This is a genomic window from Allobrachymonas chironomi DSM 19884 (assembly GCF_000374625.1).
GTDB lineage: Bacteria > Pseudomonadota > Gammaproteobacteria > Burkholderiales > Burkholderiaceae_C > Brachymonas > Brachymonas chironomi.
Genome location: NZ_KB894773.1, coordinates 63,770 through 89,514, shown reverse-complemented (window position 1 = coordinate 89,514; position 25,745 = coordinate 63,770). Strand labels below are relative to the sequence as shown.

Here is a 25,745-nt window from a genome sequence, read left to right as displayed (position 1 = left end):
CTTACTTCCCTCCGAACAGGCGCTTGAAGAAGCCCGGCTTTTCGGCCTCGATGAAGCGCAACGGCTTGTCCTGGCCCATGAAGCGATCGATCACGTCCTCGTAGGCATCGGCCACATCGGTGCCCTTGGACAGGATCGCCGGAGCGCCCTGGTTGGAGGCCTGCAGCACGGCTTCGGATTCGGGGATCACGCCGATCAGCTTGATGCGCAGGATGTCCTGGATGTCTTCCAGCGACAGCATCTGGCCGTCGGCCACGCGGTTGGGGTTGTAGCGCGTGATCAGCAGGTGCTCGCGGATCGGTTCCTGGCCTTCGGTGGCACGCTTGGTCTTGCTGCCCAGCATGCCCAGGATACGGTCGGAATCGCGCACCGAGGAGACTTCGGGGTTCGTGACCACCAGCGCCTCGTCGGCAAAGTGCATGGCCATCATGGCGCCACCCTCGATACCGGCGGGCGAATCGCAGACGATGTATTCAAAGCCCATGGCGGCCAGGTCTTCCAGCACCTTGCCCACGCCTTCGCGCGTCAGGGCGTCCTTGTCGCGTGTCTGGCTGGCGGCCAGGATGTACAGGTTGTCGACCTGCTTGTCCTTGATCAGGGCCTGGTTCAGGTTGGCTTCGCCCTGGATCACGTTGATCAGGTCGTACACCACGCGGCGTTCGCAGCCCATGATCAGGTCCAGGTTACGCAGGCCGACGTCAAAGTCGATCACGGCAGTCTTGTGGCCACGGGTGGCCAGGCCGGTGGCAAAGCTGGCGCTGGTGGTGGTCTTGCCTACACCCCCCTTGCCGGAGGTCACGACGACGATTTTTGCCATGTTGGGATTCCTTGGTAATGGATATATGAAGGATTTGAAGGTTATTGCAGGGGTTCGAACAGCATCTTTTCGCCGTCCAGGCGCACTTGCGCCGGCTTGCCGGCCACTTCGGGCGGCAGCTCCTGCTCACTGGTGCGGTAGATGCCGGCAATCGATACCAGCTGCGGCTGCAGGCAGGTCGTGAAGATGCGGGCATCGGTATTGCCGCGCGCGCCGGCAATGGCGCGGCCACGCAGCGGCGCGTACACATGCACGTTGCCGTCGGCGATCACTTCGGCACCGTCGCTGACCATGGCCAGCACGACCAGATCGGCACCGCGGGCATAGACCTGCTGGCCGGAGCGCAGCGGCTTGTCCACGACCATGGTGACGGGAGCCGGGGCCGGGACTTCGCGCACCACCTCGACCTGCTGCACCACGGTGGGCGGCGCAGCGGCCGGAGCCGGAGCCGGTGCCGCCACGGCACGCGCCGGCAGTTCTTCGGGGGCGGCGGCCAGGCCGTGGGCCAGCGCGGCCTGCATCTGTTCGGGGCTGCCACCGCGCACCGCCACCGGCAGCGTGCGGCGGGCACGCAGCAGCGTTACCAGTGCGGCGAAATCGATGGCTTCGCCGCGTACGGCAGCCAGATCGATCACCAGGGCGTCATGGTCGAAAAAGTCGGGATCGTCGCCCAGTTGGGCATCCAGCTCTGCCTGCAGGCGGGACAGGTCGGGGGACTTGAGCAGCAGGGCCACCGTGGACAGGAAGGCGCTCTTGAATTCGAAGCAGGGGGTGGCCGTGTCGGCGGTCATGATGATGTACGAGAAAACGGGTATCGGTAAAGCCATGAGTTTACCGTCTGCAGACAGGCTTCATGTATCAGCCAGTTACCATCCCATGCGAATTTGATGCGATATGGCGGCATGCCACGGGAACTTCCGGCATCATGGCCGGATCGTTCTAGTGCGCTGTACTGCATCATCGGCCTTCGCGGCAAGCCTGCAGGGGCGGCGACTCGAACCATTTGCCTGGATTGCCGGCATCGGCCGGCTCCGCAACAGGAAAATCAAGACCATGTGGAAAACCCTCAAGAGCCATCCCTGGTGGATCGCCTTCTCCGTGGCCGTGCTGGTGCTGGCCGGCTGGCTGATTTACAGCACCTTTCTGGCCAAGCCGGAAACCCCGCCCCTGATCACCGCGGCGGTGCAGCGCGGCGATCTGGAAGACAGCGTGCTGGCTGCCGGCACGATCCAGGCCTCCAACCTGGTGAACGTCGGCGCGCAGGTGTCGGGCCAGGTGCAGAAGCTCTACGTGAAAGTGGGCGACCAGGTGCAGGTGGGACAGCGCATTGCCGATATCGATGCCGTGACCCAGCGCAACAACCTGCGTGATGCCGAAGCCGCGGTGGCATCGGCGCGGGCGCAGAAGGTGGCCAAGCAGGCCGTGCTGGACAAGGCGCAGACCGAGTACAACCGCCAGAAGTACATGTACGATCGCGATGCCGCCAGCAAGGCCGATTACGATGCGGCACGCCAGGCGCTGACCACCGCGCGTGCCGACCTCAACAGCGCCGATGCCACCATCGCCCAGTACAACGTGCGCGTGCAGACGGCGCAGGCCAATGTCGGCTATACCCGCATCACCTCGCCCAGTGCCGGCACCGTGGTGGCCATCGTCACCGACGAAGGCCAGACGGTGAACGCCAACCAGACCGCGCCGACCATCGTCAAGGTGGCGCAGCTGGACACCATGACGATCCAGGCGCAGATTTCCGAAGCCGATGTGCCGCGTGTACAGCCCGGCATGCCGGCCTATTTCACCATCCTGGGCGAGCCGGACAAGCGCTACAGCGCCAGCCTGCGCAGCATCGAGCCGGGTCCGATCGACATGGAAACCTATGGCGGCAGCGCCACCAGCAGTTCCAATACCAGCGCCGTGTACTACAACGGCCTGCTCGATGCCCCCAACCCGGATGGCAAGCTGCGCATCCAGATGACGGCGCAGGTCTCCATTGTGCTGGCCGAGGCGAAAAACGCGCTGCTGGTACCGGCCGGTGCGCTGGGCAAGCGCGAGCCGGGCAGCAAGGAGCCGGTTTACACGGTGCGCGTGGCCAGCGGCGAGAAGGGCAAGGAAACCATCGAGCAGCGCAAGGTGCGCGTCGGTCTGAACAACCGCGTGCAGGCCGAGGTGCTGGACGGCCTGAAGGAAGGCGAGCTGGTGGTGGTGGGTGATTCTTCTGCCGGTGGTGCCAACTCGCCGGCGCTCCGTACGCCGCGCATGTTCTGACGGAAGCGCCATGCCCGAGACCCGATCCCCTGTGACGCCGGACGAGCGCGTACCGCTGATGCGGGTGCGCGGCGTGACGCGCGAGTACCCGGCCGGCGACGATGTGGTGGCCGTGCTCAAGGACATCGATCTGGACATCCATGCCGGCGAGATGGTGGCGATTGTCGGTGCTTCCGGCTCCGGCAAGTCCACGCTGATGAACATCCTGGGCTGTCTGGACCGCGCCACGCGCGGCAGCTACCAGGTGGCCGGCAAGGAAACCGGCAGCATGGAGCCGGACGAGCTGGCACGGCTGCGCCGCGAGCACTTCGGCTTCATCTTCCAGCGCTACCACCTGATGGGCGATCTGAATGCCCTGCAGAACGTGGAGATTCCGGCCATTTACGCCGGCGTCAACGTGGAACAGCGCCACCAGCGCGCCCAGCAGCTGCTGGAACGCCTGGGCCTGGGCGAGCGCATGCACCACCGCCCCGGCCAGCTTTCGGGCGGCCAGCAGCAGCGCGTCTCGATTGCACGTGCGCTGATGAATGGTGGCGACGTGATCCTGGCCGACGAACCCACCGGCGCACTCGACAGCGCCAGCGGTGTCGAGGTGATGGCCATTCTCAAGGAGCTGCATGCGGCCGGCCACACCATCATCCTGGTGACGCACGATGCCCAGGTGGCCGACCATGCCGAACGCGTGATCACGATCAGCGATGGCCGCATCGTCAGCGATACGCGCAAGAGCGATGCCAGCCTGCCCGCACGCAAGGACAACAGCGGCGTGCCGCAGCAGAAGAACAGCTGGGCTGCCACCTGGGGCCGGCTCGGCGAGGCCCTGCAGATGGCGGTGCGCGCCATGATCGGCCACAAGATGCGCACGCTGCTGACCATGCTCGGCATCATCATCGGTATTGCCTCGGTGGTGTCGGTGGTGGCGCTGGGCGAGGGCTCGCGCCAGCGCATTCTGCAGGATGTCAGCAGCATGGGCACCAACACCATCGATGTCTATCCGGGCACCGGCTTTGGTGACCGGCGCTCGGGCCGCATCCGCACGCTGAAGCCGTCGGATGCGCAGGCGCTGGCACGGCTCGGCTATGTCGACAGCGTGACGCCCAATGTGCAGACCAGTGCCATGCTGCGACGCACCAACGTCGAGAAGAACGCCACCGTGCAGGGCGTCGGGCCGCAGTTCTTCCAGGTGCGCGGCTACACCCTGGCCCAGGGCGTGAGCTTTGACGATGACAGCGTGCGCACACAGAACCAGGATGCGGTGATCGATCCCAACACGCGCGATGCCTTCTTCCAGCCGGACGAGAACCCGCTGGGCAAGGTGCTGCTGATCGGCAGCGTGCCGGTGCGCGTGGTGGGCGTGACCGAGCCCAAGGACAGCATGTTCGGGGCTGCCGACACGCTGAACATCTGGCTGCCCTACACCACGGTGATGGGCCGCATCATGGGCACCGACTACCTGCGCGGCATCACGGTGCGCGTCAAGGACGGGGCCGACAGCAAGGCCGCCGAGGAGGGCATCACCCAGCTGATGACGCTGCGTCACGGCAAGGTCGATTTCTTCACGCAGAACTCGGACAGCATCCGCCAGACGGTGGAAAGCACGACGCAGACCATGACGCTGCTGGTGTCGGCGATTGCGCTGATCTCGCTGGTGGTGGGCGGTATCGGCGTGATGAACATCATGCTGGTATCGGTCACCGAACGCACGCAGGAGATTGGCGTGCGCATGGCCGTGGGCGCGCGCCAGGGCGACATCCTCAAGCAGTTCCTGATCGAGGCGGTGCTGGTGTGCCTGCTGGGCGGTGTGCTGGGCGTGCTGCTGGCGCTGGGCGTGGGCTGGGTGTTCAGCCAGTTTGGCGGCAATTTCAGCATGCTGTTTTCGGTGGGATCGATCGTGGCGGCGTGTTTCTTCTCGACCCTGATCGGCGTGCTGTTCGGCTTTCTGCCGGCACGCAATGCGGCACGGCTGGATCCGGTCGATGCGCTATCGCGCCAATGACATGAAGGTGCAAGCATGACAACCCTGATTTCTGCGGCTCTGTTGCGCCGTCATAGCCTGGGCCTGATCGCCGCTGCCAGCCTGTTGGCCGGCTGCGCCGCCACGCCCTTCCAGAGCCCGGCCGTGCAGGTGCCCGGCCAGTGGCAGCAGGGGGCCGGCCAGCCCACCAGCGGCAGCCAGGTGGCGCAGCGCGACCGCTGGTGGGCCAGCCTTGGTGATGCGCAGCTGACGGCGCTGATCGATCTGGCCCTGCAACGCAACAACAATCTGGCCGCGGCGGCCTACCGGGTGCGCAATGCGCAGCTGCAGGCCGGCAATGCGCTGGGCAACCGTTTTCCCACGCCCGGTGCCAGTGTGGGCACCAGCGCCAGCCGCGTGCTGGACAGCGGGGCCGGCACCAGCCGCAGCCACAATGCCAGCCTGAACGCCAGCTGGGAGGCCGACCTGTGGGGTCGCCTGTCTGCGGCGCAACGCGCTTCCGATTGGGAAGCGGCGGCCACCGAAATGGACCGCCAGGCAGTGGCGCAGGCGCTGATCGGCACCGTGGCCAGTACCTACTGGCAGCTGGCCGTGGCCGAGAGCCGGCTGGCCAGCCAGCAGCAAAGCCTGGCGCGCGCCAATCGCACGCTGGAGCTGGTGAATGTGCAGTACCAGGCGGGCGCGATTTCCGGGCTGGAGCTGGCCCAGGCGCGCCAGACCCAGGCCAGCCAGCAGGCGCAGATCAGCCGTTACCGCCAGCAGATCGTCGAGCTGCGCAACGCCATGGCGCTGCTGTTCGACAGCGCGCCGGACCAACTGCCCCCCGAGGCGCAGCGGCCGCGCCTGCCCGATACGCGGGTGCTGCCCGCAATCCCGGCCGGCCTGCCGTCCGAGCTGCTGGGGCGTCGTCCCGATCTGCTGGCCGCCGAGATGCGGCTGCGCTCGGTGCTGGCGAATGCCGATGCGGTGCGCGCCAGCTACTACCCGGTGCTGAGCCTGACCGGCTCCATCGGCAATACCAGCCGCGATCTGTCCGACCTGCTGGAGAACCCGATCGCCACGCTGGGGGCCGGCCTGACCTTGCCGTTCCTGCGTTTTGGTGAAATGCGCCGCAACACGGCCATTGCGCAGAACCAGTACGAGCAGGCCATCATCGATTTCCGCCAGACCCTGTACCAGGCCTATGCCGATGTGGAAAACGCACTCGCCGGCCGCCGCAACCTGGCCGATCAGGAAACCCAGCTGCGCCGTTCGCTGCAACAGGCGGCACGCACCGAAGAGCTGATGGAAGTGCGCTACCGCGCCGGTGCCGTCGCCCTCAAGCTCTGGCTGGATGCGCAGGAAACCCGCCGCAGCGCCCAGCTGGCGCTGCAGGACATCCAGCTGGAACGCCTGAGCAATCTGGTGGCGCTGTACCAGGCGCTGGGCGGCAGCCCGGTGCTGCAGGCGGTACCGCTGCCCGAAGCCCGCCCCAAAGTGGGCAATACGGGCCTGTTCCCGACGCAGCTGGCCCCGGCCTCCTGAGCCGCACCGGGGGAAATGCCGGGTAGCGGCGCGGGTGCCGTCCGTTACGATACGGGGTTTTCATGAGCCAGGCCCCTGCATGACCGATTCCGACCACCGCCTTTCCCTGTCCGATCTGACGGCGCTGCTGACGCGCATCTTCGAGCGCCACGGCTGCTCGCCCGAGGTGGCCGCCATCCTGGCTGCCAACTGCGCCAGCGCACAACGTGATGGCGCCGACAGCCACGGCGTGTTCCGCATGCCGGGCTATGTCTCCACGCTGCAGAGCGGCTGGGTGGATGGCCGCGCCGTGCCGCAGGTGCACGATGTCGCCCCCGGCTTTGTGCGCGTAGATGCGCGCAACGGTTTTGCCCAGCCGGCACTGGCGGCGGCGCGCCCGCTGCTGCTGGAGAAAGTGCGGCGCAACGGCATCGCGCTGCTGGCGATCCGCGATTCGCACCACTTTGCCGCACTCTGGCCGGATGTGGAGCCGTTTGCACGCCAGGGGCTGGTGGCGCTCAGCTTTGTCAACAGCATGGCCTGTGTGGTGCCGCATGGTGGTCACCGTGCGCTGTTTGGCACCAACCCGATCGCCTTTGCCGCACCGCGCGCCGAAGGGGATCCGCTGGTGTTCGACATGGCCACCAGTGCCATGGCGCACGGCGATATCCAGATCGCCGCGCGTGAAGGCCGCCAGCTGCCACCCGAGCATGGCGTGGACCTTGCCGGCCAGCCGACCCAGGATCCGCAGGCCGTGCTGCAGGGCGGGGCGCTGCTGCCGTTTGGCGGCCACAAGGGCTCGGCGCTGTCGATGATGGTGGAGCTGCTGGCCGCGGCGCTCACCGGCGGCGATTTTTCCTTCGATTTCAGCTGGGAGCAGCACCCCGGCGCGCAGACGCCACGCACCGGCCAGCTGCTGATCGTGATGGACCCGTCGGCGGGCAACAGCGGTGCCGGCTTTGCCCGGCGCGCCGAGGATCTGGTGCTGGCCATGCGCGCCGCCGGCCAGTCACGCATGCCCGGCGAGCGCCGCTACCGCCAGCGGGCGCAGTCGGATCGTGAGGGCATTGTGCTGGATGCCGCTACCTGGCAGCGGTTGCAGGAGTTGGCGGGAGCGGCATGAAGCCAAACCATGGACGTTCCGCTGCCACGCTGCTACATTGGGCATGAACGCATGACAACACGGCGGCAATCTGCCTGGTGTGCAGGCAGGTGGAGCTGGTCGTATCCGTTTTCCCAACCCTGATCCAGGAGACAAGCATGGCAGCCATGATGAAAGCAGCGGTTTTTGTAGAGCCCGGTCGTATCGAGCTGGTCGACAAGCCGATTCCCGATGTGGGCCCGAACGATGCGCTGATCAAGATCACCACCACCACCATCTGCGGCACCGACGTGCACATTCTCAAGGGCGAGTACCCGGTCGAGAAGGGCCTGACGGTAGGCCATGAGCCGGTGGGCGTGATCGTCAAGCTCGGCAGTGCGGTGCAGGGTTACCAGGAAGGCCAGCGCGTGATTGCCGGTGCCATCTGCCCCAACTTCAACAGCTATGCTGCCCAGGACGGCGCTGCCTCGCAGGACGGCAGCTACCTGGTCGCCAGCGGCCGCTGCGGCTGTCACGGCTACAAGCTCACCGCGGGCTGGCGCTTCGGCAACCTGATCGATGGCACCCAGGCCGAATACGTGCTGGTGCCCGATGCCCAGGGCAACCTGGCCCCGGTGCCGGACCACCTGACGGACGAGGAAGTGCTGATGTGCCCGGACATCATGTCCACCGGCTTTGTCGGTGCCGAAAACGCCAACATCAAGATCGGCGACACCGTGGTGGTGTTTGCCCAGGGCCCGATCGGCCTGTGCGCCACCGCCGGAGCCAAGCTGCGTGGTGCCACCACCATCATCACGGTCGATGGCAACGACGACCGCCTGGCCGTGAGCCGCAAGCTCGGTGCCGACGTCACCATCAACTTCCGCAACGCCGATCCGGTCGAGGAAATCCTGAAACTCACCGGCGGCAAGGGCGCCGACAGCGCCATCGAGGCGCTGGGCACGCAAATCACCTTCGAGCAGGCGCTGCGCTGCATCCGTCCGGGTGGCACGGTCTCCAGCCTGGGGGTGTATTCCGAAGACCTGCGCATCCCGCTGGGGCCGTTTGGTGCCGGTCTGGGTGACCACAAGATCAACACCGCGCTTTGCCCCGGCGGCAAGGAGCGCATGCGCCGCCTGCTGAACGTGGTGGGTTCCGGCCGGGTGGATCTGAAGGCGCTGGTGACGCACGAATACAAGCTGGACAACATCGTCGAGGCCTACGACCTGTTCGCCAACCAGCGTGACGGCGTGCTGAAGATCGCGATCAAGCCCTGAACGCGGCTGGCGCAAGCCAGTGACAAACCCGCCCGGCGCTGGTGCCGTGCGGGTTCGTGTTTTTCGCGGGCGCGAAAAACCCCTGTTCGGGTAATCGGCAATTCGGCCCTGCCACAATCTGCCGCGGAAAGCTGCATACTGGGACCATCACATTGCAGGAGGAACCCGATATGACAGACCTGTCCGCCTTTCCCGTCACCGGACGCTGGCCGGCACAGCATCCGGAGCGCATTCAGCTGTACAGCCTGGGCACGCCCAACGGCCAGAAGGTGTCGATTGCGCTGGAAGAACTGGGTCTGCCCTACGAGTTTCACCGCGTGGACATCATGACAAATGACCAGTTCACGCCCGAATTCCTGAGCATCAACCCCAACAACAAGATTCCCGCCATCCTCGATCCGGACGGCCCGGGTGGCCAGCCGATGCCGCTGTGGGAAACCGGAGCCATCCTGATCTATCTGGCCGACAAGACCGGCCGGCTGCTGCCGCAGTATCCGGTGCAGCGCTACCAGACCATCCAGTGGCTGATGTGGCAGATGGGCGGTGTCGGCCCGATGTTTGGCCAGGTCGGCTTTTTCTACCGCTACGGCGGCAAGGATTTCGAGGACAAGCGCCCGCTGGAACGCTACGTCAACGAGACGCGCCGCCTGCTGGGTGTGCTGGACCAGCGGCTGGAAGGCCGCGACTGGGTCATGGGCGACTACAGCGTGGCCGATATCGCCATCTTCCCCTGGGTGCGCTGCATGCGTGACGTCTACCAGGCGGCCGAACTGGTCGGTATCGACGAGTTTCGCAACGTACTGCGTGTGCTGGAGGCCTTCCTGGCGCGTCCGGCCGTACAAAAGGGGCTGGCATGAGCAAGAAACTGGACAACATTCCCTACTGTGACCCGGTGACGGGGCAGTGCACGCCGGACACCCCGACCGATGCCGGCCAGAAGCTGGACGAGATTCCCTATTGCGATCCGGTCACCGGTGTCTGCACGCCCGCAGCCGCAGTCGGAACCGACCAGCAGCCGTCTGCTGCTGATGCCGGCGATGATGCCGAAGCGCTTGGCCAGGAAGTGATCTACATCGGTGATCCGATGTGTTCCTGGTGCTGGGGCATGGAGCCGGGCCTGCGGGCGCTGCACAAGGCCGCCGCCGAAGCCGGCCTGCCCTACACCATCCTGGTCGGCGGCCTGCGTCCGGGCGGCGGCGAAGCCTGGGACGACGCCATGCGCCAGTTCCTGCGCCACCACTGGGAAGAGGTCTGGACGCGTACCGGCCAGCCCTTCAGCTACGAGCTGCTGGACGACCAGCAGCGCAGCTTCGACTACGATACCGAGCCGCCGTGCCGCGCCGTGGTGATCGCGCGCGAAATGCTGCTGCAACGCGAGGATGAGGAATCGGCGCTGCACGATTTCTTTGCCGGTATCCAGCGCCATTTCTATGCCGACAATGCCGATCCCGGACAGGTCGATTTCTACCGCGATATCTGCGCGCAGGCCGGGCTGGACTTTGCCGAGTTCAGCGAGCGCTTTGCTTCCGAAGAGGCGCGCCAGGCCACTTATGCCGAGTTCAACATGGTGCGCGAATGGGGCGTCAGCGGCTTCCCCACGGTGGTGCTGCGCAAAGGCCGCGAGCTGCATCTGATCACCACCGGTTACGCCACTGGCAAGACATTGGTGCAGACCATGAAGGAACTGATGGCGGCCTGATACCGCCTTCCAGGCGCTACGATAGAGCCCCCGGCAGGGACAGCCACCGCTGTCGCCTGTCGCAGCTGGCTGCACCCGATACGCCCCGGCCCGTTCCGGGGCGCTTGCATTCTGCCAGCCCACCCAACCAAGGAATCCCGTGTTCAAGAATCTGATCCTGTTTCGTATCGGTCCCGACTGGAACCCCGGCATGGCGGCGCTGGAGGCCGGCCTGGACAAGAACCGTTTCGTGCCCTGCGGCCCGACCCAGCAGAAGTCGCTGGGCTGGGTCGAGCCGCGCGGCGAAGCTGGCGGCGCGCTGGTGGAAAGTGTCGGCGGCCACTGGCTGCTGAAGCTGCTGACCGAACAGCGCGTGGTGCCGTCCTCGGCGGTAAAGCAGCGCGTGGACGAGATCGTCGCCCATATCGAGCAGACCACGGGTCGCAAGCCCGGCAAGAAGGAGCAGAAGGAGCTCAAGGAACAGGCGCTGCACGAACTGCTGCCGCGCGCCTTCACGCGCCAGTCTGCCACGCGCGTCTGGATCGCGCCGCAGCAGCGCCTGCTGGTGGTCGATGCCGGCAGCCAGGGCAAGGCCGACGAGGTCACCACGCTGCTGGTCAAGGAGTTCGAGGGGCTGGCGCTGTCGCTGATCCAGACGGCGGTGTCGCCGGCGGCAGCGATGACCGACTGGCTGGGCACGGGAGAGGCCCCGGCCGGTTTCAGCATTGAGCGCGAATGCGAACTCAAGACCCTGGACGAGATGAAATCGGTGGTGCGTTATGCACGCCACCTGCTGGATACCGACGAGGTGCGCCAGCACATTCTGGTCGGCGGCAAGGTGCCGACACGGCTGGCCATGACCTGGCAGGACCGCGTCTCCTTCATGCTGACCGATACGCTGCAGCTCAAGAAACTGGCGTTCCAGGATGTGGTGTTCGAGGACAAGTCGCCCGACGATGACGGTTTCGATGCCGATGCCGCGATTGCCACCGGCGAGCTGATCGTGCTGCTGCCGGCGCTGTTCGAGGTGCTGGGTGGCGAGCAGGAGTTCGGGGCGGCAGCCGCAGCACCGGCCCTGGCACCGCTGCATCCGCATGTGGCGAGCGGCGTGCCGGCTGCTGCGTCGGCTGCCGTTGCCGACAGCGCGGCAGCCGAAACGCCGCCTTGGGAAGACTGATACCGGCTGCGGCTCAGTCGTAGCTGCGTGCGTCCTCGATCACCTTGCCGTCGTTGGGCAGCGCACCGGGCGCGCAGAATGCGACATCGGCACGCAGCTTGGTGAGTTCGCGCACGGTGCTGGCCACGGCCTGCTGCAGGCTCTCGTCCGGCTCGGCGCATTCCACGCGCAGCGTCATCTGGTCATTCGCCATGGCACCGCTGACCACCAGCCGCGCCTTGCCTACCTGCGGGAATCGGCGCACCACCTCGGCCACCTGGGCCGGGTGCACGAACATGCCGCGCACCTTGGTGGTCTGGTCGGCACGGCCCATCCAGCCCTTGATGCGGGCGTTGGTACGACCGGTGGGGCACTGGCCCGGCAGCACGGCTGACAGGTCGCCGGTGCCGAAACGGATCAGCGGATAGTCGGGGTTGAGCGTGGTCACCACCAGTTCGCCGACTTCGCCTTCGGGCACCGGGTCGCCGGTGCCGGGTCGCACGATTTCGACAATCACGTGCTCGTCCAGCACCAGGCCTTCACGGGCGCGGGTTTCGTAGGCGATCAGGCCCAGATCGGCCGTGGCATAGCACTGGAAGGTCTGTACACCGTGCTCGGCAAACCAGTCACGCAGGCTGGGCGGGCAGGCTTCGCCGCTGACCATGGCCTTGCTCACGCTGGGCAGCGGTACGCCCATCTCGGCGGCTTTTTCCAGGATGATCTTCAGGAAGCTGGGCGTGCCGATATAGCCGGCCGGCTTCAGCTCCTGCATCACCTGTACCTGCTGCTCGGTCTGGCCGATGCCGCCCGGGAAAACGGTGCAGCCACGTGCATGGGCGCCATTTTCCATCATGCTGCCAGCCGGCGTGAAGTGGTAGCTGAAGCAGTTGTGCACCAGCTCGCCGCTACGAAAGCCCGCAGCATGCAGGGCCCGGCCCATGCGCCAGTAATCGCGCGCCTTGCCTTCGGGCTCGTAAATCGGGCCGGGGCTGGCAAACACGCGGCCCATGTCAGGCCCGTAGCCGATGGCGCTGAAGCCGCCAAAGGCATTCTGGGCACGCAAGGCCTTCTGGCGTTCCAGCAGTTCGTACTTGCGCGTTACCGGCAGCGTGGCCAGGGCTTCGCGGCTGGTGATGGCGGCGGCATCCACGCCGGCCAGGATTTCGGCCATGGCGGGGGAGTGCTGCTGGGCGTGGGCGATCTGCCTGGGCAGGGCGGCAAACAGGGCCGCTTCACGCTCGGCAGCAGGGCGGATTTCCAGGGTGTCGTAATAGGTTTGCATGGTCATTCAGCTCGACAAGGGGCAAACAGAGGGGTGCAGTCAGCCTGCAGGCGCAAGCCCGCTGCAAGGGGTGTCAGGACAGGGTGGGGCCTCGGCAGCCCCGCCGGACGATCAGGCCAGCCAGCGCTTGCGGCGCTTGTAGCTCTTGACGTCCTTGAAGCTCTTGCGCTCGCCGCCGCCCATGCCCAGGTAGAACTCCTTCACGTCCTCGTTGCTGGTGAGCTGTTCGGCGGTACCGTCCATCACGATGCGGCCGCTTTCCATGATGTAGCCGTAGTGGGCGTACTTCAGGGCCATGTTGGTGTTCTGCTCGGCCAGCAGAAAGGTGGTCTTTTCCTTGGTGTTCAGATCCTTCACGATCTCGAACACCTCTTCCACGATCTGCGGTGCCAGACCCATGGAGGGTTCGTCCAGCAGCACCATGTTGGGGTTGCTCATCAGGGCGCGGCCGATGGCGCACATCTGCTGCTCGCCGCCCGAGGTGTAGGCGGCCTGGCTGGTGCGGCGCGTTTTCAGGCGCGGAAAGTAGTTGTAGACCTTTTCCAGGTTGGCCGCGATTTCGCCCTTGTCCTTGCGCGTGTAGGCGCCGGTGAGCAGGTTTTCCTCGATCGTCAGGTGGGCAAAGCAGTGGCGGCCTTCCATCACCTGCACCACGCCGCGCTTGACCAGATCGGCCGGTGACAGGCTCTGGATCTGTTCGCCACGGTATTCGATGGTGCCCTTGGTCACCTCGCCGCGCTCGCCGGCCAGCAGGTTGGAAATGGCACGCAGGGTGGTGGTCTTGCCGGCACCGTTGCCGCCCAGGATGGCGACCACGCTGCCTTCGGGCACGGTCAGCGACACCCCCTTCAGCACCAGGATGATGTGATTGTAGATGACCTCGATGCCGTTGACGCTGACCAGGGTCGGGGCGTCCAGCGGCGATGGCAGGGTGGAGGAGCTTGCAGTTGCGTCCATGGTCTTGTCTCCGTTGTCTGGGGCTGGCTCTGGGTGGCCAGCCTGGGGCAGGGGGTAGTGCGGGGCACTGGCAAGACCACGCCGTCGGGCGATGGTCTTGCCGCTGCCGGGCGGGGCAGCGGTCCGGGCCGCCTGCCGCAGCAGGCCGGCCCGGTGGGCGCTATCAGGCGCCGCAGTCAGCCGCGTCGCGCTTGGCGATCTTCTTCTCGGCGGCGTACTTCTCGGCACCGGCGGTCACCAGCGGACCGACCACGGCCTGGTCAGCCTGGATCCAGTCGGTGGCGGTGTTCCACTTGCTGCCGTCCCAGGTCTGCACGCGGGCCGCCATGGAGCCCATGTGGTCCTGGCAGGTGGTCTGGATCGGGTGGGCCAGGTCACCAAAGCCCAGCTCGGCCAGACGCTCCTTGCTCAGGTTCAGGTTTTCCATGCCCCAACGCACCTGTTCGGCCGTCATGACCTTGCCCTTGCCGAACTTCTCCTGCGCGGTGCGCACGGCTTCCACGCCCAGCATCTGGATCAGCATGCCGCGGTTGTACAGCACGCTGCCCACTTCCGCACGGCTGGAGGCGGTGCCGTTGCCCTTGTCGTACACGTGCTTCAGGATGTCCTGGACCACCGGGAAGTCCTGGCCGCTGCCATTCAGCGCCAGTGCGTTGTAGCCGGCAGCACCCTGGCCCACGTCCTTGACGTCCGGCTCGGCACCGGCCCACCACACGCCGTAGATCTTGTCACGCGGGAAACCGGTCGCCTGGGCTTCCTTCAGCGCGGTGGAATTCATCACGCCCCAGCCCCACAGCAGCACGTAATCGGGCTTGCTCTGGCGCACCTGCAGCCAGGTGGCCTTCTGCTCCACGCCCGGTGCGGTCACCGGCAGCATCTGCAGCTCGAAGCCGTGCATTTCGGCACGCTTCTGCACCAGCGGGATCGGCTCCTTGCCGAACGGGCTGTCGTGGTAGACCAGGGTCACTTTCTTGCCCTTGAGCTTGTCCAGGCCGCCTTCCTTCTGGCCCAGGTGCTGGATCAGCACGTCGGCTGCGGTCCAGTAGCTGCCCATGTAGGGGAAGTTCCACTTGAAGTAGTCACCATTCTGGGACACCGACAGGCCGTAGCCGAAGGTCATCAGCGGGATCTTGTCGACCGGGGCCTTCTCGGTCAGGGCAAAGGTAATGCCGGTGGATTGCGGATCGAACATGGACACGCCGGGCTTGGTCTTCAGGCGCTCGTAGCACTCCACGCCGCGGTCGGTGGCGTAGCCGGTTTCGCATTCTTCGTAGGCGATCTGCACGCCGTTGATGCCGCCGTCACGCTCGTTGATCAGCTTCAGGTAATCCTGCTTGCCGTCAGCCCACGGGATGCCGTTGGGGGCGTAGGGGCCGGTACGGTAGGACAGCAGCGGGAAGAACTGCTTGTCGGCGCTGGCAGCCACGGTGGTGGAGTTGCCGCCGCCGCCGGTGGCGGCAGGGGCAGCCGCGGTGGCAGAGGCGCCGCTGGCAGCGGGGGCCGAGCTGCCGCCGCCGTCCTTCTGGCAGGCGGCCAGCGTCATCAGGCCGGCGATGGCCACGGCAGTCAGTGCGGGGCGAAAGAATGTGGTCATGGTTGTCTCCTCGAGTGGGGTCTAGGGTGAGAGGTGGAAAAGGAAAATATCAGGCTAAGGTCAGGCGGGTACAGCGGAAAGGCCTGACCGGATCAGTGCGGGAAGGGCCAGATGCGCAGCTTCTGCTTGGCCATGCTCCAGAGCTTGGCCAGACCATGCGGTTCCACGATCAGGAACCAGACGATCAGCGCACCAAAGATGATGAATTCGATGTGCGAGATGGTCGCAGTGGACATCGACATGCCGAACAGACCGGCCGCAAAGGGCAGGAAGTTGGTCAGGAAGATCGGCAGCAGCACGATGAAGGCGGCACCGAAGAAGCTGCCCATGATGGAACCCATGCCGCCGATGATCACCATGAACAGCAGCTTGAAGGAAATGTCCACCGAGAAGGCGCCCGGCTCCCAGGAACCCAGGTGCATGAAGCCCCACAGCACGCCGGCCATGCCGACGATGAAGGAACTCACGGCAAAGGCCGACAGCTTGGCAAACATCGGGCGAATGCCGATCACGGAAGCCGCCACGTCCATGTCGCGGATCGCCATCCACTCGCGGCCGATGGCACCGCGCACCAGGTTCTTCACCAGCAGGGCGGTTACCACCAGCACGGAGATGCAGAACATGTAGCGGGCAAACGGGGTGTCCAGCGGGATGCCGAAGATCTGCAGGTTGGATACCGACACCGAGCCCGAGGGCGAGTTGTTGGTCAGCCACTTGATGCGCAGGAACATCCAGTCGCTGAAGAACTGGGCCGCCAGCGTGGCCACGGCCAGGTACAGGCCCTTGACGCGCAGCGAGGGCAGGCCGAACAGGATGCCGAACAGCATCGCGCAGATGCCGCCAAAGATCAGCGTCGGAATCAGCGGGAAGCCGTCCATGCGGGCGAACAGGTTGAAGGCACCGTAGGCACCCACGGCCATGAAGGCACCGGAACCCAGCGAGATCTGGCCGCAGTAGCCCACCAGCACGTTCACGCCCAGGGCGGCCAGACACATGATGGTCAGCGGAATCAGGATGGCCGAGAACCAGTAGGGGCTGGCGAGGGCAGGCACCACCACGAACACTGCCAACAGCAGCGCGATCATGAAGTAGCGATCCTGTCGGATGGGAAGAATGGCCTGATCAGCACGGTAGCTGGTCTTGTACTGGCCGTTTTCGCGGTAGAGCATGTGAGAGTCTCCTGTAATCGTTATGGTCTGCGCTGCTTACACGCGGTCGATGATCTTTTCGCCGAACAGGCCTTGCGGGCGGAACAGCAGGAACACCAGGGCCAGCACATAGGCGAACCAGATCTCGATGCCACCACCGACCAGCGGGCCGATGTAGACCTCGGACAGCTTCTCGCCGACGCCGATGATCAGGCCGCCGATGATGGCGCCGGGCACCGAAGTCAGGCCGCCCAGGATCACCACCGGCAGGGCGCGCAGGGCCACGGTTGCCAGCGAGAACTGCACGCCCAGCTTGGAGCCCCAGATCATGCCGGCCACCAGGGCCACCACGCCGGCCACGCACCACACGATCACCCAGATGCGGTTCAGCGGAATGCCGATCGACTGGGCGGCCTGGTGGTCGTCTGCCACGGCGCGCAGGGCGCGGCCGGTGGTGGTCTTCTGGAAGAACAGGGTCAGGGCCACTACCAGCGCGGCAGCGATCAGGCCGGCAATCAGGTCTTCCTTGTTGACCAGCACGCCGCCTTCAAACACGTTTTCCAGCAGGATCATCGGGTCCTTGGGCATGCCGATGTTGATGGAGTAGATCTCGCTGCCGAACAGGGTCTGGCCGATACCTTCCAGCAGGTAGGTAATGCCCAGCGTGGCCATCAGCAGGGTCGCACCCTCCTGGTTGACCAGCTTGCGCAGCACCAGCCGCTCGATCACCCAGGCCACCCCGAACATCAGGATCGCGGCCCCGATGAAGGCCAGGATATTGGCCACGATCGGGTTGGCAATGCCGAGGTATTGCGGCACCCATTCCGCCAGTCGGGCCATGGCCAGGGCTGCGAACAGCACCATGGCGCCCTGGGCAAAGTTGAACACGCCCGATGCCTTGAAAATCAGCACGAAGCCCAGCGCCACCAGCGCGTACAGCATGCCTGTCATCAGGCCGCCGATCAGGGTTTCCAGAAAAAATCCCATGGTTTGTCTCCTTGTGTCCGGTCAGTGGCTGGAACCGAGGTAGGCCCGGATCACGTCTTCGTTGTTGCGCACTTCTTCGGGGCTGCCGTCACCGATCTTCTTGCCGTAGTCCAGCACCACCACGCGGTCGGAAATGTCCATCACCACGCCCATGTCGTGCTCGATCAGCACGATGGTGGTGCCGAATTCGTCATTCACGTCCAGGATGAAGCGGCTCATGTCCTGCTTTTCCTCGACGTTCATGCCGGCCATCGGTTCATCGAGCAGCAGCACCTGCGGCTCCATGGCCAGGGCGCGGCCCAGGTCGACGCGCTTCTGCAGGCCGTAGGGCAGCTGGCCCACGGGGGTCTTGCGGAAGGCCTGGATTTCCAGGAAGTCGATGATCTGCTCCACGTACTCGCGGTGCTGGATCTCCTCCTTCTCGGCCGGGCCGATGCGCAGCGCCTGCAGGAAGATGTTGCTCTTGATCTTCAGGTTGCGGCCGGACATGATGTTGTCGAGCACGCTCATGCCCTTGAACAGGGCCAGGTTCTGGAAGGTACGGGCCACGCCCATTTCTGCCACCTGGCGGCTGTTCATGTGGTCGAAGGTCTTGCCACGGAAGGTGATCGAGCCTTCGGTGGGGGTGTAGACGCCGTTGATGCAGTTCAGCATCGAGCTCTTGCCGGCACCGTTGGGGCCGATGATGGAGCGGATCTCGTGTTCCTTCACGTTGAAGGAAATGTCGGTCAGGGCCTTGACCCCGCCAAAGCGCAGGCTGATGTTCTTGATGTCAAGAATGACGTCGCCGATTTTCTTGGTAGTCATGATGCGGTCTTCCGTCGGTCGTGATCAGGCCGCAGCCCGGGTGGCAGGGAAAGTCTTGGCGTCGGCCAGCTTCAGCGTGGCGCTGACCTTGCCGGTGCGACCGTCGTCGAACTTGACCTGGGTCTCGATGAACTGCTCGGGCTTGCCCTCGTACAGCGCGTCCACCAGCACCTTGTATTTGTCGGAGATGAAGCCGCGGCGCACCTTGCGGGTACGGGTCAGCTCGTCATCGTCCGGATCCAGCTCCTTGTGCAGCACCAGGAAGCGCGCCACCTGGGTGTCGGCCATGCCTTCCTCGCGCGCCAGGTCGGCGTTGACCTTCTCGATGCACTCGCGCACCATTTCCAGCACCTGCGGCTTGGCGGCCAGATCGACGTAGCCGCCATAGGGCAGGCCCTGGCGCTCGGCCCAGTTGCCAACCGCCTCGTAGTCGATGTTGATGAAGGCCATCACCTGGTCGCGGTCGTGGCCGAAGCACACCGCTTCCTTGATCTGCGGGAAGAACTTGAGCTTGTTCTCGATGTAGTTGGGCGCGAACATGGCACCGCCGGCCAGCTTGCCCACGTCCTTGGCGCGGTCGATGATGCGCAGTTGGCCATCGGCATCGATCACGCCGGCATCGCCGGTCTTGAAATAGCCGTTCTCGTCGATCACCTCGGCCGTGGCATCGGGGCGCTTGTAGTATTCCTTGAGCACTGACACGCCCTTGACCAGCACTTCGCCGTTGTCGGCAATCTTCAGCTCGATGCCGGGAGCGGCTTCGCCCACGGTGTTGAGCTTGACGCGGCCGTTCTTCTGCAGGCAGACATAGGCGCAGGTCTCGGTCTGGCCGTAGAGCTGCTTGAGGTTGACGCCAATCGAGCGGAAAAAGCGGAACAGGTCCGGGCCGATGGCGGCACCGGCGGTGTAGGCCACGCGGATGCGGCTCAGGCCCATCACGTTCTTCAGCGGCCCGAAGACAAACCAGTTGCCCAGCGTGTACTTCAGGCGATCGCCCATGCCCACGCTCTTGCCGTCCAGAATGTCGGAGCCCACGCGCTGGGCCACGTTCATGGCGGACTTGTACATCCACTGCTTGAGCTTGCTGGCATCTTCCATGCGGATCGAGACCGAGGTCAGCATGCCTTCGAACACGCGCGGCGGGGCAAAGTAGTAACTCGGGCCGATCTCGCGCATGTCGATGCCCAGGGTCTCGGCCGATTCGGGGCAGTTGATGGTGAAACCGGCCACCAGCCACTGCGCGATCGAGAACAGGTGGTCGCCCACCCAGGCCGGCGGCAGGTAGCAGATCATGTCATCGCCGGGGCGCAGTCCGTCAACCTGCTTGCCGCCCTCGGCTGCGCCGATGAAGCTGCTGTGGGTCTGGCACACGCCCTTGGGCTTGCCGGTGGTGCCGGAGGTGTACAGGATCACCGAGACATCATCGGGCTGGATCTGGTCCACCGACTGCTGGTAGAAGCCGGGATGCTGCTGCTCGTACTGGCGGCCCAGTTCGAACAGCTCGTCCACGCTGATCAGCCCTTGTTCGCTGTAGTTGCGCAGGCCGCGCGGATCGTCATAGATGATGTGCGCCAGGCCGGGCATGGTTTCGCGCAGTTCCAGCATCTTGTCGACCTGTTCCTGGTCTTCGGCGAACACGAAGTGGATGTCGGCATCGCTTAGCACAAAAGCCATTTCGGAGGCTACCGCATCCTGGTACATGGGCACCGGAATGCCGCGCAGGCTCTGGACGGCCAGAAAGCTCAGGTACAGATGCGGGCGGTTGTTGCCGACGATGGCCATGTTGTGGCCGGCCTGGAAGCCCAGACTGGCCAGGCCACCGGCCATCCAGCGCACCTCGTCGGCAGCGCGCTGCCAGCTCCAGGTTTGCCAGATGCCGTACTCTTTTTCACGCATGGCGTGTTCGCTGGGGCGCTGGCGTGCGTGCTCCAGCAGCAATCGGGGGAAGGTCATGGTCATGCGCTTGCCTCGTTGTCTCCGTGTGTTTGTAGAAGTCCGTTGCGTGGTTTACAAGTCGCAACGGGCTAAATGTCTTTGGCGAATGCTACCGTTGACTTTGTTGTTTGGGTGTCATTTTGGCGACAATCTAGGGCATTCCCTCTGTGGGAATAACCCTGATGCAAGGCGGCAGGCGGTTTTGTTACTGTGTGGCATTGCCGCGCAACGGGCATTTGGTTGACATTTGCCTTGCGTGTTCCGTGACTGGTCAATCTGCCCGCATGTACACTGCTCCGTCTTCTCCTCACGATTCCACGACTGCCATTCCTCCCCTGCTGGAGCGGCGGCGCTTTGCCACGCAGGCCGAGTTGCAGGCCGTTGTCTGGTGGCAACTGCTGGAGCCGGCACACCGTCTGCGCGTGGCCCAGGACATGATGGTGGGCCAGGTGCTGGCGGGCGAGCTGGTGTGCCGTACCGGCAGGGCGCCGACCTTCTGGTTCGGCCTGCTCGAAGGCTTGCTGAAAATGAGCAATGACGGCTCGCAGGGGCAGACCATCACCTTTTCGGGGCTGGTGCCTGGCGGCTGGTTTGGCGAGGGCACGCTGCTCAAGCGTGAGCCCTACCGCTACAACGTGCAGGCCTTGCGCAACAGCGTGGTGGCGGTGCTGCCGATCGATACCTTCCACTGGCTGCTGGACCACTCGATTGCCTTCAACCGCTACATCATGAACCAGCTCAATGAACGCCTGGGCCAGTTCATCGCTGCCCGCGAGGTGGAGCGTCTGGACAGTCCCAATGTGCGCGTGGCGCGCAGCCTGGCGGCGCTGTTCAACCCGATCTTGTTCCCGGTAGGTGGCGACAAGATGCTGCGCATCACGCAGCAGGAGTTGGCCTATCTCGTCGGCCTGTCGCGCCAGCGCGTCAACGAGGCCTTGCGCGTGCTGTCGCTGCACGGGGCGATCCGCGTGGGCTATGGCGGGCTGCTGGTGTCGGATCTGGAATTGTTGCGGCGTGGGACCTTCGAGACAGCGTAGCCACCCGCGCGCCGGCGCGCGATAATGCCGCATGAGCGACCAAACCCCTCCCTCCCGTCCCGTCCTGCACCGTCCGGCCAAGGCCAAGCCTGCGGATGCGCCTGAGCCGCCGGCAGCTGCCGGCGGCATGCGCAGCAAGGGCTACCGTTCGCATGGTGCGGCACCGGCCGCCCGGCCGCCGGCGCAGCGCAGCAATGTCTGGCGCAGCGATGATCCGTCCACGCTGAAGGGCGAGGGCAAGCCGGCCTTGCGCAGTGCCGGCATCAAGCGCCACGATACGGATACCCCGACCGATGGCCAGGGCCGTTCCGTGCCGCGCCAGCTGGACCGCGCGCCGCAGCGCCGCCGTCCGGAGCGCGAGGACGGCGAGCGTCGTCCCTGGCGCGAGGATGCGGAGCGTGCGCCCGGTTCCGGTCGCCGTGACGATGCCGATGCGCGTGCATCGCAGCGCTACCGCCAGGAGCGCCCGCCGCAAGGGCGGCGTGATGCCGATGGCGACGGACGCTATCGGGATCGTGCCACTGACATGCCTGCGCCACGCGAACGCCGTGCTCCGCTGGCGCCCGCCGTGCCCACGGCACAGCTGCCCGCCGGCGCGGCCCCGGTGCGCGTGCGCCCGACCGCAGCGCCAGATCTGGCCACCGGCATCCGTCTCAACAAGCGCATGGCCGAGCTGGGCCTGTGCTCGCGGCGCGAGGCCGACGACTGGATTGCGCGTGGCTGGGTGCTGGTGAATGGCGCCCCGGCTGAAACCGGCCAGCGGGTGCGCCCTGATGACGAGATTCGCGTGCAGAAAGCGGCGCGTGGCCAGCAGGAACAGCGCGTCACCATCCTGATCCACAAGCCGGTCGGCTACGTCAGCGGCCAGCCTGAAGATGGCTACCAGAGTGCCGCCAGCCTGATCCGCGCCGACAGCCGCTGGCAGGACTGCCAGGTGCGCCAGCGTTTCCAGCCGCAGCAGCTGCGCGGTCTGGCGCCGGCCGGGCGCCTGGATATCGATTCCACCGGCCTGCTGGTGCTGACGCAGGATGGCCGCGTGGCGCGCCAGCTGATCGGCGAGGACAGCCGCATCGACAAGGAATACCTGGTGCGGGTGGAGTACCAGTCACCGCTAGGCGTGGTGGGCCACGATGTGCAGTCGGTGTTCCCGGCTGACCAGCTGGCGCTGTTGCGCCATGGCCTGAGCCTGGACGGCGTGCCCTTGCAGCCGGCGCAGGTGGACTGGCAGAACCCGGAACAGCTGCGTTTCGTGCTGGTGGAAGGCAAGAAGCGCCAGATCCGCCGCATGTGCGAAGCGGTGGGGCTGAAGGTGGTCGGCCTGAAGCGGGTACGCATCGGCCAGGTGGTGCTGGGCAAGCTGCCGCTGGGGCAATGGCGCTATTTGCGGCCCGACGAACACTTCTGAGCGCGCACTGCCTCTCGTTTTCCCTGAATATGCCCGGTTCTTTTTATAAAGACCGGGTTTTTTGTGTCATGACTGTGGCGGGATGGCGGTAGCATGATTGGCGGTGGCGTGTGCAGGCAGGTGCGTAGCTCACGGATGCGAATGCTGCGGTGCACCATAGAGGTTTGCGGCAAGAAATGACATCAAAACAACAGGCCGTGCAGGGCTCTTGCTGGTAGTCTAGGGGAAACCACTAATTTGATATGGATCAAACGTGATACATTCCATCATAGAAATACAGATTGCCTGTAGCACATCTTTTTGCCGGTGTGTCATGTGCATCTGTTCTTCCCCACTTTCCCCTTGAGTTCTGGAGCCGCACATGTCTCATCCCCTGTTCGAAAAGCACCGCGCTACCCTGGATGGTGCCATCAATGCCATCGCCACGCGTGGTTACTGGTCGCCGTATCCCGAAATGCCGAGCCCCAAGGTCTACGGCGAAACCGCTGCTGCTGACGGCAAGGCGGCGTTCGAGGCGCATCTGGGCCAGCAGTTCGAACTGGATCAGCCGGGCCAGACCGGCTGGGGCGGCAACGAAGCCTCTCCTTACGGCATCGAGATGAACATCAAGTACCCGGTGTGCGACCACGAGGCGCTGATCGCCGCCGGCCTGGACGCCATGAAGGGCTGGCAGGCCGTGGGTGCCGAAGGCCGCATGGGCATCTGTCTGGAAATCCTGGACCGTCTGCACAAGCAGGCCTTTGAAATGGGCCACGCCGTGATGATGACCACCGGCCAGGGCTGGATGATGGCCTTCCAGGCCGGTTCCGCCCACGCGCTGGACCGTGGCCTGGAGGCCGTGGCCTACGCCTGGCGCGAGCAGAGCTTTGTGCCGACGACGGCCACCTGGGAAAAGCCGCAGGGCAAGAACCCGGCGCTGGTCATGAAGAAGCACTTCGAGATCGTCGGTCGCGGTATCGGCCTGGTGATCGGCTGCGGTACCTTCCCGACCTGGAACACCTACCCCGGCCTGTTTGCCGCGCTGTCCACCGGCAACGCCGTGATCGTCAAGCCGCACAGCAATGGCATCCTGCCGGCTGCCATCACTGTGCGCACCATCCGCGCCGTGCTGGCCGAAAACGGCATCGACCCCAACCTGGTGACGCTGTGCGTGGCTGAAAAGCGCTCCGTGACCCAGGCCCTGTCGCAGCACGAGTCCGTCAAGTCGATCGACTTCACCGGCAGCAACGTGTTCGGCGAATGGCTGATCGACAACTGCCGCCAGGCCCAAGTGTATGCCGAGCTGGCCGGTGTGAACAACGTGGTGATCGAGTCCACCGACAACTACAAGGCGATGCTGGGCAACCTGGCCTTCACGCTGTCGCTGTACTCCGGCCAGATGTGTACCACTACCCAGGCCGTGATCGTGCCGGCAGAAGGTATCGAGACCGACCAGGGCCGCAAGAGCTACGACGAGGTCTGTGCCGACCTGGGTGCTGCCATCGAGCGCTTCCTGGGCAAGCCCGAAGTGGCGCACGCGGTGCTGGGTGCCATGCAGTCTACCGCCACGGCCGAGCGCGTGGATCTGGCCAACAGCGGCCAGCTGGGCAAGGTCGTGCTGGCTTCGAAGAAGCTGGAGAACCCCGATTTCCCGAACGCCGATGTGCGCACCCCGGTGCTGCTGGCGGTGGATGCGGCCGACGAGGCTTCCTACATGGAAGAGCGCTTCGGCCCGATCAGCTTTGTCGTCAAGGCCGACAGCGCCGCTGGCGCCCTGGCCCTGTCCGAGCGCATCGTCAAGACGCATGGTGCCCTGACCGTGGGTGTCTACTCCACCAAACAGGACTATCTGGACGCCATGACCGAAGCCACCTGGCGCGGCAAGGTCGCCCTGTCGATCAACCTGACCGGCGGCGTGTTCGTGAACCAGTCTTCCGCCTTCTCCGACTACCACGGTACCGGTGGCAACCCGTCTGCCAACGCTTCCTACGCGGATTCCGCCTTCGTGGCCAACCGCTTCCGCGTGGTGCAGCGCCGCTACCACGTCTGAGGGGGGGGTCATGACGTTTGAAACCATCACGCTGGACATCCGGCAGGGCGTGGCGCGCCTGGCGCTGAACCGCCCGGACAAGATGAACAGCTTCAACGGCACCATGCACGACGAGCTGCGTGCCGCGCTGCAACAGGTGCAGGACGATGCCAGCGTGCGCGTGCTGGTGCTGACCGGCCATGGCCGCGGCTTCTGCGCCGGCCAGGATCTGGCCGATGCCGAAGTGCGCTTCGTGCCCGGCGAAGGCACGCCGCCCGATCTGGGCGACGTGGTGGAACGCCGCTACAAGCCGCTGGTGATGCAGCTGGCCAGCCTGCGTGTGCCGACCATTGCGGCCGTCAACGGCATCGCTGCCGGTGCCGGTGCCAGCCTGGCGCTGGTGTGCGACATGGTGGTGGCCACCGAATCGGCCGCCTTCATGCTGCCGTTTGCCAAGATCGGCCTGATTCCCGATACCGCCTGCTCCTGGATCGTGCCGCAGCGCCTCGGCTTTGCCCGCGCCATGGGCCTGGCCCTGACCGGCGAGAAGCTGCCGGCGACCAAGGCCGCCGAATGGGGCCTGATCTGGGAAGCCGTCCCGAACGACGACTTTGCTGCCCGTATCGATGCCCTGGCGGCCCAGCTGGCCACCATGCCGACCAAGGCGCTGGTGCGCACGCGCCAGGCCATGCTGACCGCTTCCAGCCACACGCTGGAGCAGCACCTGACGCTGGAAGGCATGCTGATGCGCGAAATGGGCCGCAGCGCCGATTACGTGGAAGGCGTGTCTGCCTTCCTGGAAAAACGCGCACCGCGCTTTACCGGAGCCTGAA

21 protein-coding genes are annotated in these 25,745 nt (G+C 65.3%); 12 read left to right on the top strand and 9 right to left on the bottom strand.

What is annotated here, in order from left to right:
• Position 1: 1 nt before the first annotated feature.
• Positions 2-817, bottom strand: coding sequence for a septum site-determining protein MinD (minD, locus tag C513_RS0109875; protein ID WP_018715850.1), 816 nt, complete (start codon positions 815-817; stop codon positions 2-4).
• A gap of 41 nt (positions 818-858) precedes the next feature.
• A complete protein-coding gene (gene minC / locus C513_RS0109870) occupies positions 859-1,608 on the bottom strand; it encodes a septum site-determining protein MinC (protein ID WP_018715849.1) in 750 nt (249 codons plus the stop codon).
• Positions 1,609-1,870: 262 nt separating this feature from the next.
• Between minC and C513_RS0109865 the strand changes: the two genes are divergently transcribed.
• From C513_RS0109865 to C513_RS0109830, 8 genes are all read left to right on the top strand, one after another.
• A complete protein-coding gene (locus C513_RS0109865; protein ID WP_018715848.1) occupies positions 1,871-3,082 on the top strand; it encodes an efflux RND transporter periplasmic adaptor subunit in 1,212 nt (403 codons plus the stop codon).
• 10 nt (positions 3,083-3,092) lie between these two features.
• Positions 3,093-5,078 carry a MacB family efflux pump subunit gene (locus tag C513_RS0109860; RefSeq protein ID WP_051084434.1) on the top strand — a complete coding sequence of 662 codons (1,986 nt, stop codon included), beginning with the start codon at positions 3,093-3,095 and terminating at the stop codon, positions 5,076-5,078.
• Positions 5,079-5,093: 15 nt separating this feature from the next.
• Positions 5,094-6,581: an efflux transporter outer membrane subunit gene (locus tag C513_RS0109855; RefSeq protein ID WP_018715846.1), complete on the top strand. Its 1,488-nt coding sequence runs from the start codon at positions 5,094-5,096 to the stop codon at positions 6,579-6,581.
• Between the two features lie 79 nt (positions 6,582-6,660).
• Positions 6,661-7,683 (top strand): Ldh family oxidoreductase, encoded by a 1,023-nt coding sequence (locus tag C513_RS0109850; RefSeq protein WP_018715845.1) that lies wholly within the window; start codon positions 6,661-6,663, stop codon positions 7,681-7,683.
• Positions 7,684-7,820: 137 nt separating this feature from the next.
• Complete coding sequence (locus C513_RS0109845; protein ID WP_018715844.1) at positions 7,821-8,918, top strand: NAD(P)-dependent alcohol dehydrogenase; 1,098 nt, start codon at positions 7,821-7,823, stop codon at positions 8,916-8,918.
• A gap of 170 nt (positions 8,919-9,088) precedes the next feature.
• Positions 9,089-9,775 carry a glutathione S-transferase N-terminal domain-containing protein gene (locus C513_RS0109840; protein WP_018715843.1) on the top strand — a complete coding sequence of 229 codons (687 nt, stop codon included), beginning with the start codon at positions 9,089-9,091 and terminating at the stop codon, positions 9,773-9,775.
• Entirely contained in the window at positions 9,772-10,617 is an 846-nt protein-coding gene (locus tag C513_RS13210; protein ID WP_018715842.1) for a DsbA family protein, read from the top strand. Before C513_RS0109840 ends, C513_RS13210 begins: the two co-directional genes overlap by 4 nt.
• A 139-nt stretch (positions 10,618-10,756) precedes the next feature.
• On the top strand, positions 10,757-11,773 hold the full coding sequence (locus C513_RS0109830) for a recombination-associated protein RdgC (RefSeq protein ID WP_018715841.1): 1,017 nt from the start codon (positions 10,757-10,759) through the stop codon (positions 11,771-11,773).
• 13 nt (positions 11,774-11,786) lie between these two features.
• Here C513_RS0109830 and C513_RS0109825 read toward each other — a convergent pair whose 3' ends face one another.
• The 7 genes from C513_RS0109825 to C513_RS0109795 form a co-directional block, all read right to left on the bottom strand.
• Entirely contained in the window at positions 11,787-13,034 is a 1,248-nt protein-coding gene (locus tag C513_RS0109825; RefSeq protein ID WP_026320734.1) for a phenylacetate--CoA ligase family protein, read from the bottom strand.
• A gap of 111 nt (positions 13,035-13,145) precedes the next feature.
• On the bottom strand, positions 13,146-13,991 hold the full coding sequence (locus C513_RS0109820; RefSeq protein WP_018715839.1) for an ABC transporter ATP-binding protein: 846 nt from the start codon (positions 13,989-13,991) through the stop codon (positions 13,146-13,148).
• Positions 13,992-14,154: 163 nt separating this feature from the next.
• The gene (locus C513_RS0109815; protein WP_018715838.1) at positions 14,155-15,585 is read right to left on the bottom strand and encodes an ABC transporter substrate-binding protein; all 1,431 of its coding nucleotides are present in this window, start codon (positions 15,583-15,585) and stop codon (positions 14,155-14,157) included.
• Positions 15,586-15,677: 92 nt separating this feature from the next.
• Entirely contained in the window at positions 15,678-16,754 is a 1,077-nt protein-coding gene (locus C513_RS0109810; protein ID WP_018715837.1) for a branched-chain amino acid ABC transporter permease, read from the bottom strand.
• 36 nt (positions 16,755-16,790) lie between these two features.
• Positions 16,791-17,720, bottom strand: coding sequence for a branched-chain amino acid ABC transporter permease (locus C513_RS0109805; RefSeq protein ID WP_018715836.1), 930 nt, complete (start codon positions 17,718-17,720; stop codon positions 16,791-16,793).
• 21 nt (positions 17,721-17,741) lie between these two features.
• Positions 17,742-18,527, bottom strand: coding sequence for an ABC transporter ATP-binding protein (locus C513_RS0109800; RefSeq protein WP_018715835.1), 786 nt, complete (start codon positions 18,525-18,527; stop codon positions 17,742-17,744).
• A gap of 24 nt (positions 18,528-18,551) precedes the next feature.
• A complete protein-coding gene (locus C513_RS0109795; RefSeq protein WP_018715834.1) occupies positions 18,552-20,486 on the bottom strand; it encodes an AMP-dependent synthetase/ligase in 1,935 nt (644 codons plus the stop codon).
• Positions 20,487-20,746: 260 nt separating this feature from the next.
• Here C513_RS0109795 and C513_RS0109790 point away from each other — a divergent pair, with 260 nt between their 5' ends.
• The 4 genes from C513_RS0109790 to C513_RS0109775 all read left to right on the top strand — a co-directional run bounded on the left by C513_RS0109790 (position 20,747) and on the right by C513_RS0109775 (position 25,744).
• Positions 20,747-21,499, top strand: a complete 753-nt coding sequence (locus C513_RS0109790; protein ID WP_051084433.1) for a Crp/Fnr family transcriptional regulator — start codon at positions 20,747-20,749, stop codon at positions 21,497-21,499.
• Between the two features lie 31 nt (positions 21,500-21,530).
• Positions 21,531-22,904, top strand: a complete 1,374-nt coding sequence (locus C513_RS14155) for a pseudouridine synthase (protein WP_018715832.1) — start codon at positions 21,531-21,533, stop codon at positions 22,902-22,904.
• Positions 22,905-23,265: 361 nt separating this feature from the next.
• Positions 23,266-24,933, top strand: a complete 1,668-nt coding sequence (paaN, locus tag C513_RS0109780; RefSeq protein WP_018715831.1) for a phenylacetic acid degradation protein PaaN — start codon at positions 23,266-23,268, stop codon at positions 24,931-24,933.
• Positions 24,934-24,943: 10 nt separating this feature from the next.
• On the top strand, positions 24,944-25,744 hold the full coding sequence (locus C513_RS0109775) for an enoyl-CoA hydratase-related protein (RefSeq protein WP_018715830.1): 801 nt from the start codon (positions 24,944-24,946) through the stop codon (positions 25,742-25,744).
• The last annotated feature ends 1 nt before the right edge of the window (position 25,745 follow it).

Coding starts and splice junctions, on each gene's coding strand:
- C513_RS0109790 (WP_051084433.1), top strand. CDS start 20,747: ATGTACACTGCTCCGTCTTCTCCTCACGATTCCACGACTGCCATTCCT.
- C513_RS0109820 (WP_018715839.1), bottom strand. CDS start 13,991: ATGGACGCAACTGCAAGCTCCTCCACCCTGCCATCGCCGCTGGACGCC.
- C513_RS0109855 (WP_018715846.1), top strand. CDS start 5,094: ATGACAACCCTGATTTCTGCGGCTCTGTTGCGCCGTCATAGCCTGGGC.
- C513_RS0109840 (WP_018715843.1), top strand. CDS start 9,089: ATGACAGACCTGTCCGCCTTTCCCGTCACCGGACGCTGGCCGGCACAG.
- C513_RS14155 (WP_018715832.1), top strand. CDS start 21,531: ATGAGCGACCAAACCCCTCCCTCCCGTCCCGTCCTGCACCGTCCGGCC.
- C513_RS0109860 (WP_051084434.1), top strand. CDS start 3,093: ATGCCCGAGACCCGATCCCCTGTGACGCCGGACGAGCGCGTACCGCTG.
- C513_RS0109810 (WP_018715837.1), bottom strand. CDS start 16,754: ATGCTCTACCGCGAAAACGGCCAGTACAAGACCAGCTACCGTGCTGAT.
- C513_RS0109805 (WP_018715836.1), bottom strand. CDS start 17,720: ATGGGATTTTTTCTGGAAACCCTGATCGGCGGCCTGATGACAGGCATG.
- paaN (WP_018715831.1), top strand. CDS start 23,266: ATGTCTCATCCCCTGTTCGAAAAGCACCGCGCTACCCTGGATGGTGCC.
- C513_RS13210 (WP_018715842.1), top strand. CDS start 9,772: ATGAGCAAGAAACTGGACAACATTCCCTACTGTGACCCGGTGACGGGG.
- C513_RS0109865 (WP_018715848.1), top strand. CDS start 1,871: ATGTGGAAAACCCTCAAGAGCCATCCCTGGTGGATCGCCTTCTCCGTG.
- C513_RS0109850 (WP_018715845.1), top strand. CDS start 6,661: ATGACCGATTCCGACCACCGCCTTTCCCTGTCCGATCTGACGGCGCTG.
- C513_RS0109825 (WP_026320734.1), bottom strand. CDS start 13,034: ATGCAAACCTATTACGACACCCTGGAAATCCGCCCTGCTGCCGAGCGT.
- minD (WP_018715850.1), bottom strand. CDS start 817: ATGGCAAAAATCGTCGTCGTGACCTCCGGCAAGGGGGGTGTAGGCAAG.
- C513_RS0109845 (WP_018715844.1), top strand. CDS start 7,821: ATGGCAGCCATGATGAAAGCAGCGGTTTTTGTAGAGCCCGGTCGTATC.
- C513_RS0109815 (WP_018715838.1), bottom strand. CDS start 15,585: ATGACCACATTCTTTCGCCCCGCACTGACTGCCGTGGCCATCGCCGGC.
- C513_RS0109800 (WP_018715835.1), bottom strand. CDS start 18,527: ATGACTACCAAGAAAATCGGCGACGTCATTCTTGACATCAAGAACATC.
- minC (WP_018715849.1), bottom strand. CDS start 1,608: ATGACCGCCGACACGGCCACCCCCTGCTTCGAATTCAAGAGCGCCTTC.
- C513_RS0109775 (WP_018715830.1), top strand. CDS start 24,944: ATGACGTTTGAAACCATCACGCTGGACATCCGGCAGGGCGTGGCGCGC.
- C513_RS0109795 (WP_018715834.1), bottom strand. CDS start 20,486: ATGACCATGACCTTCCCCCGATTGCTGCTGGAGCACGCACGCCAGCGC.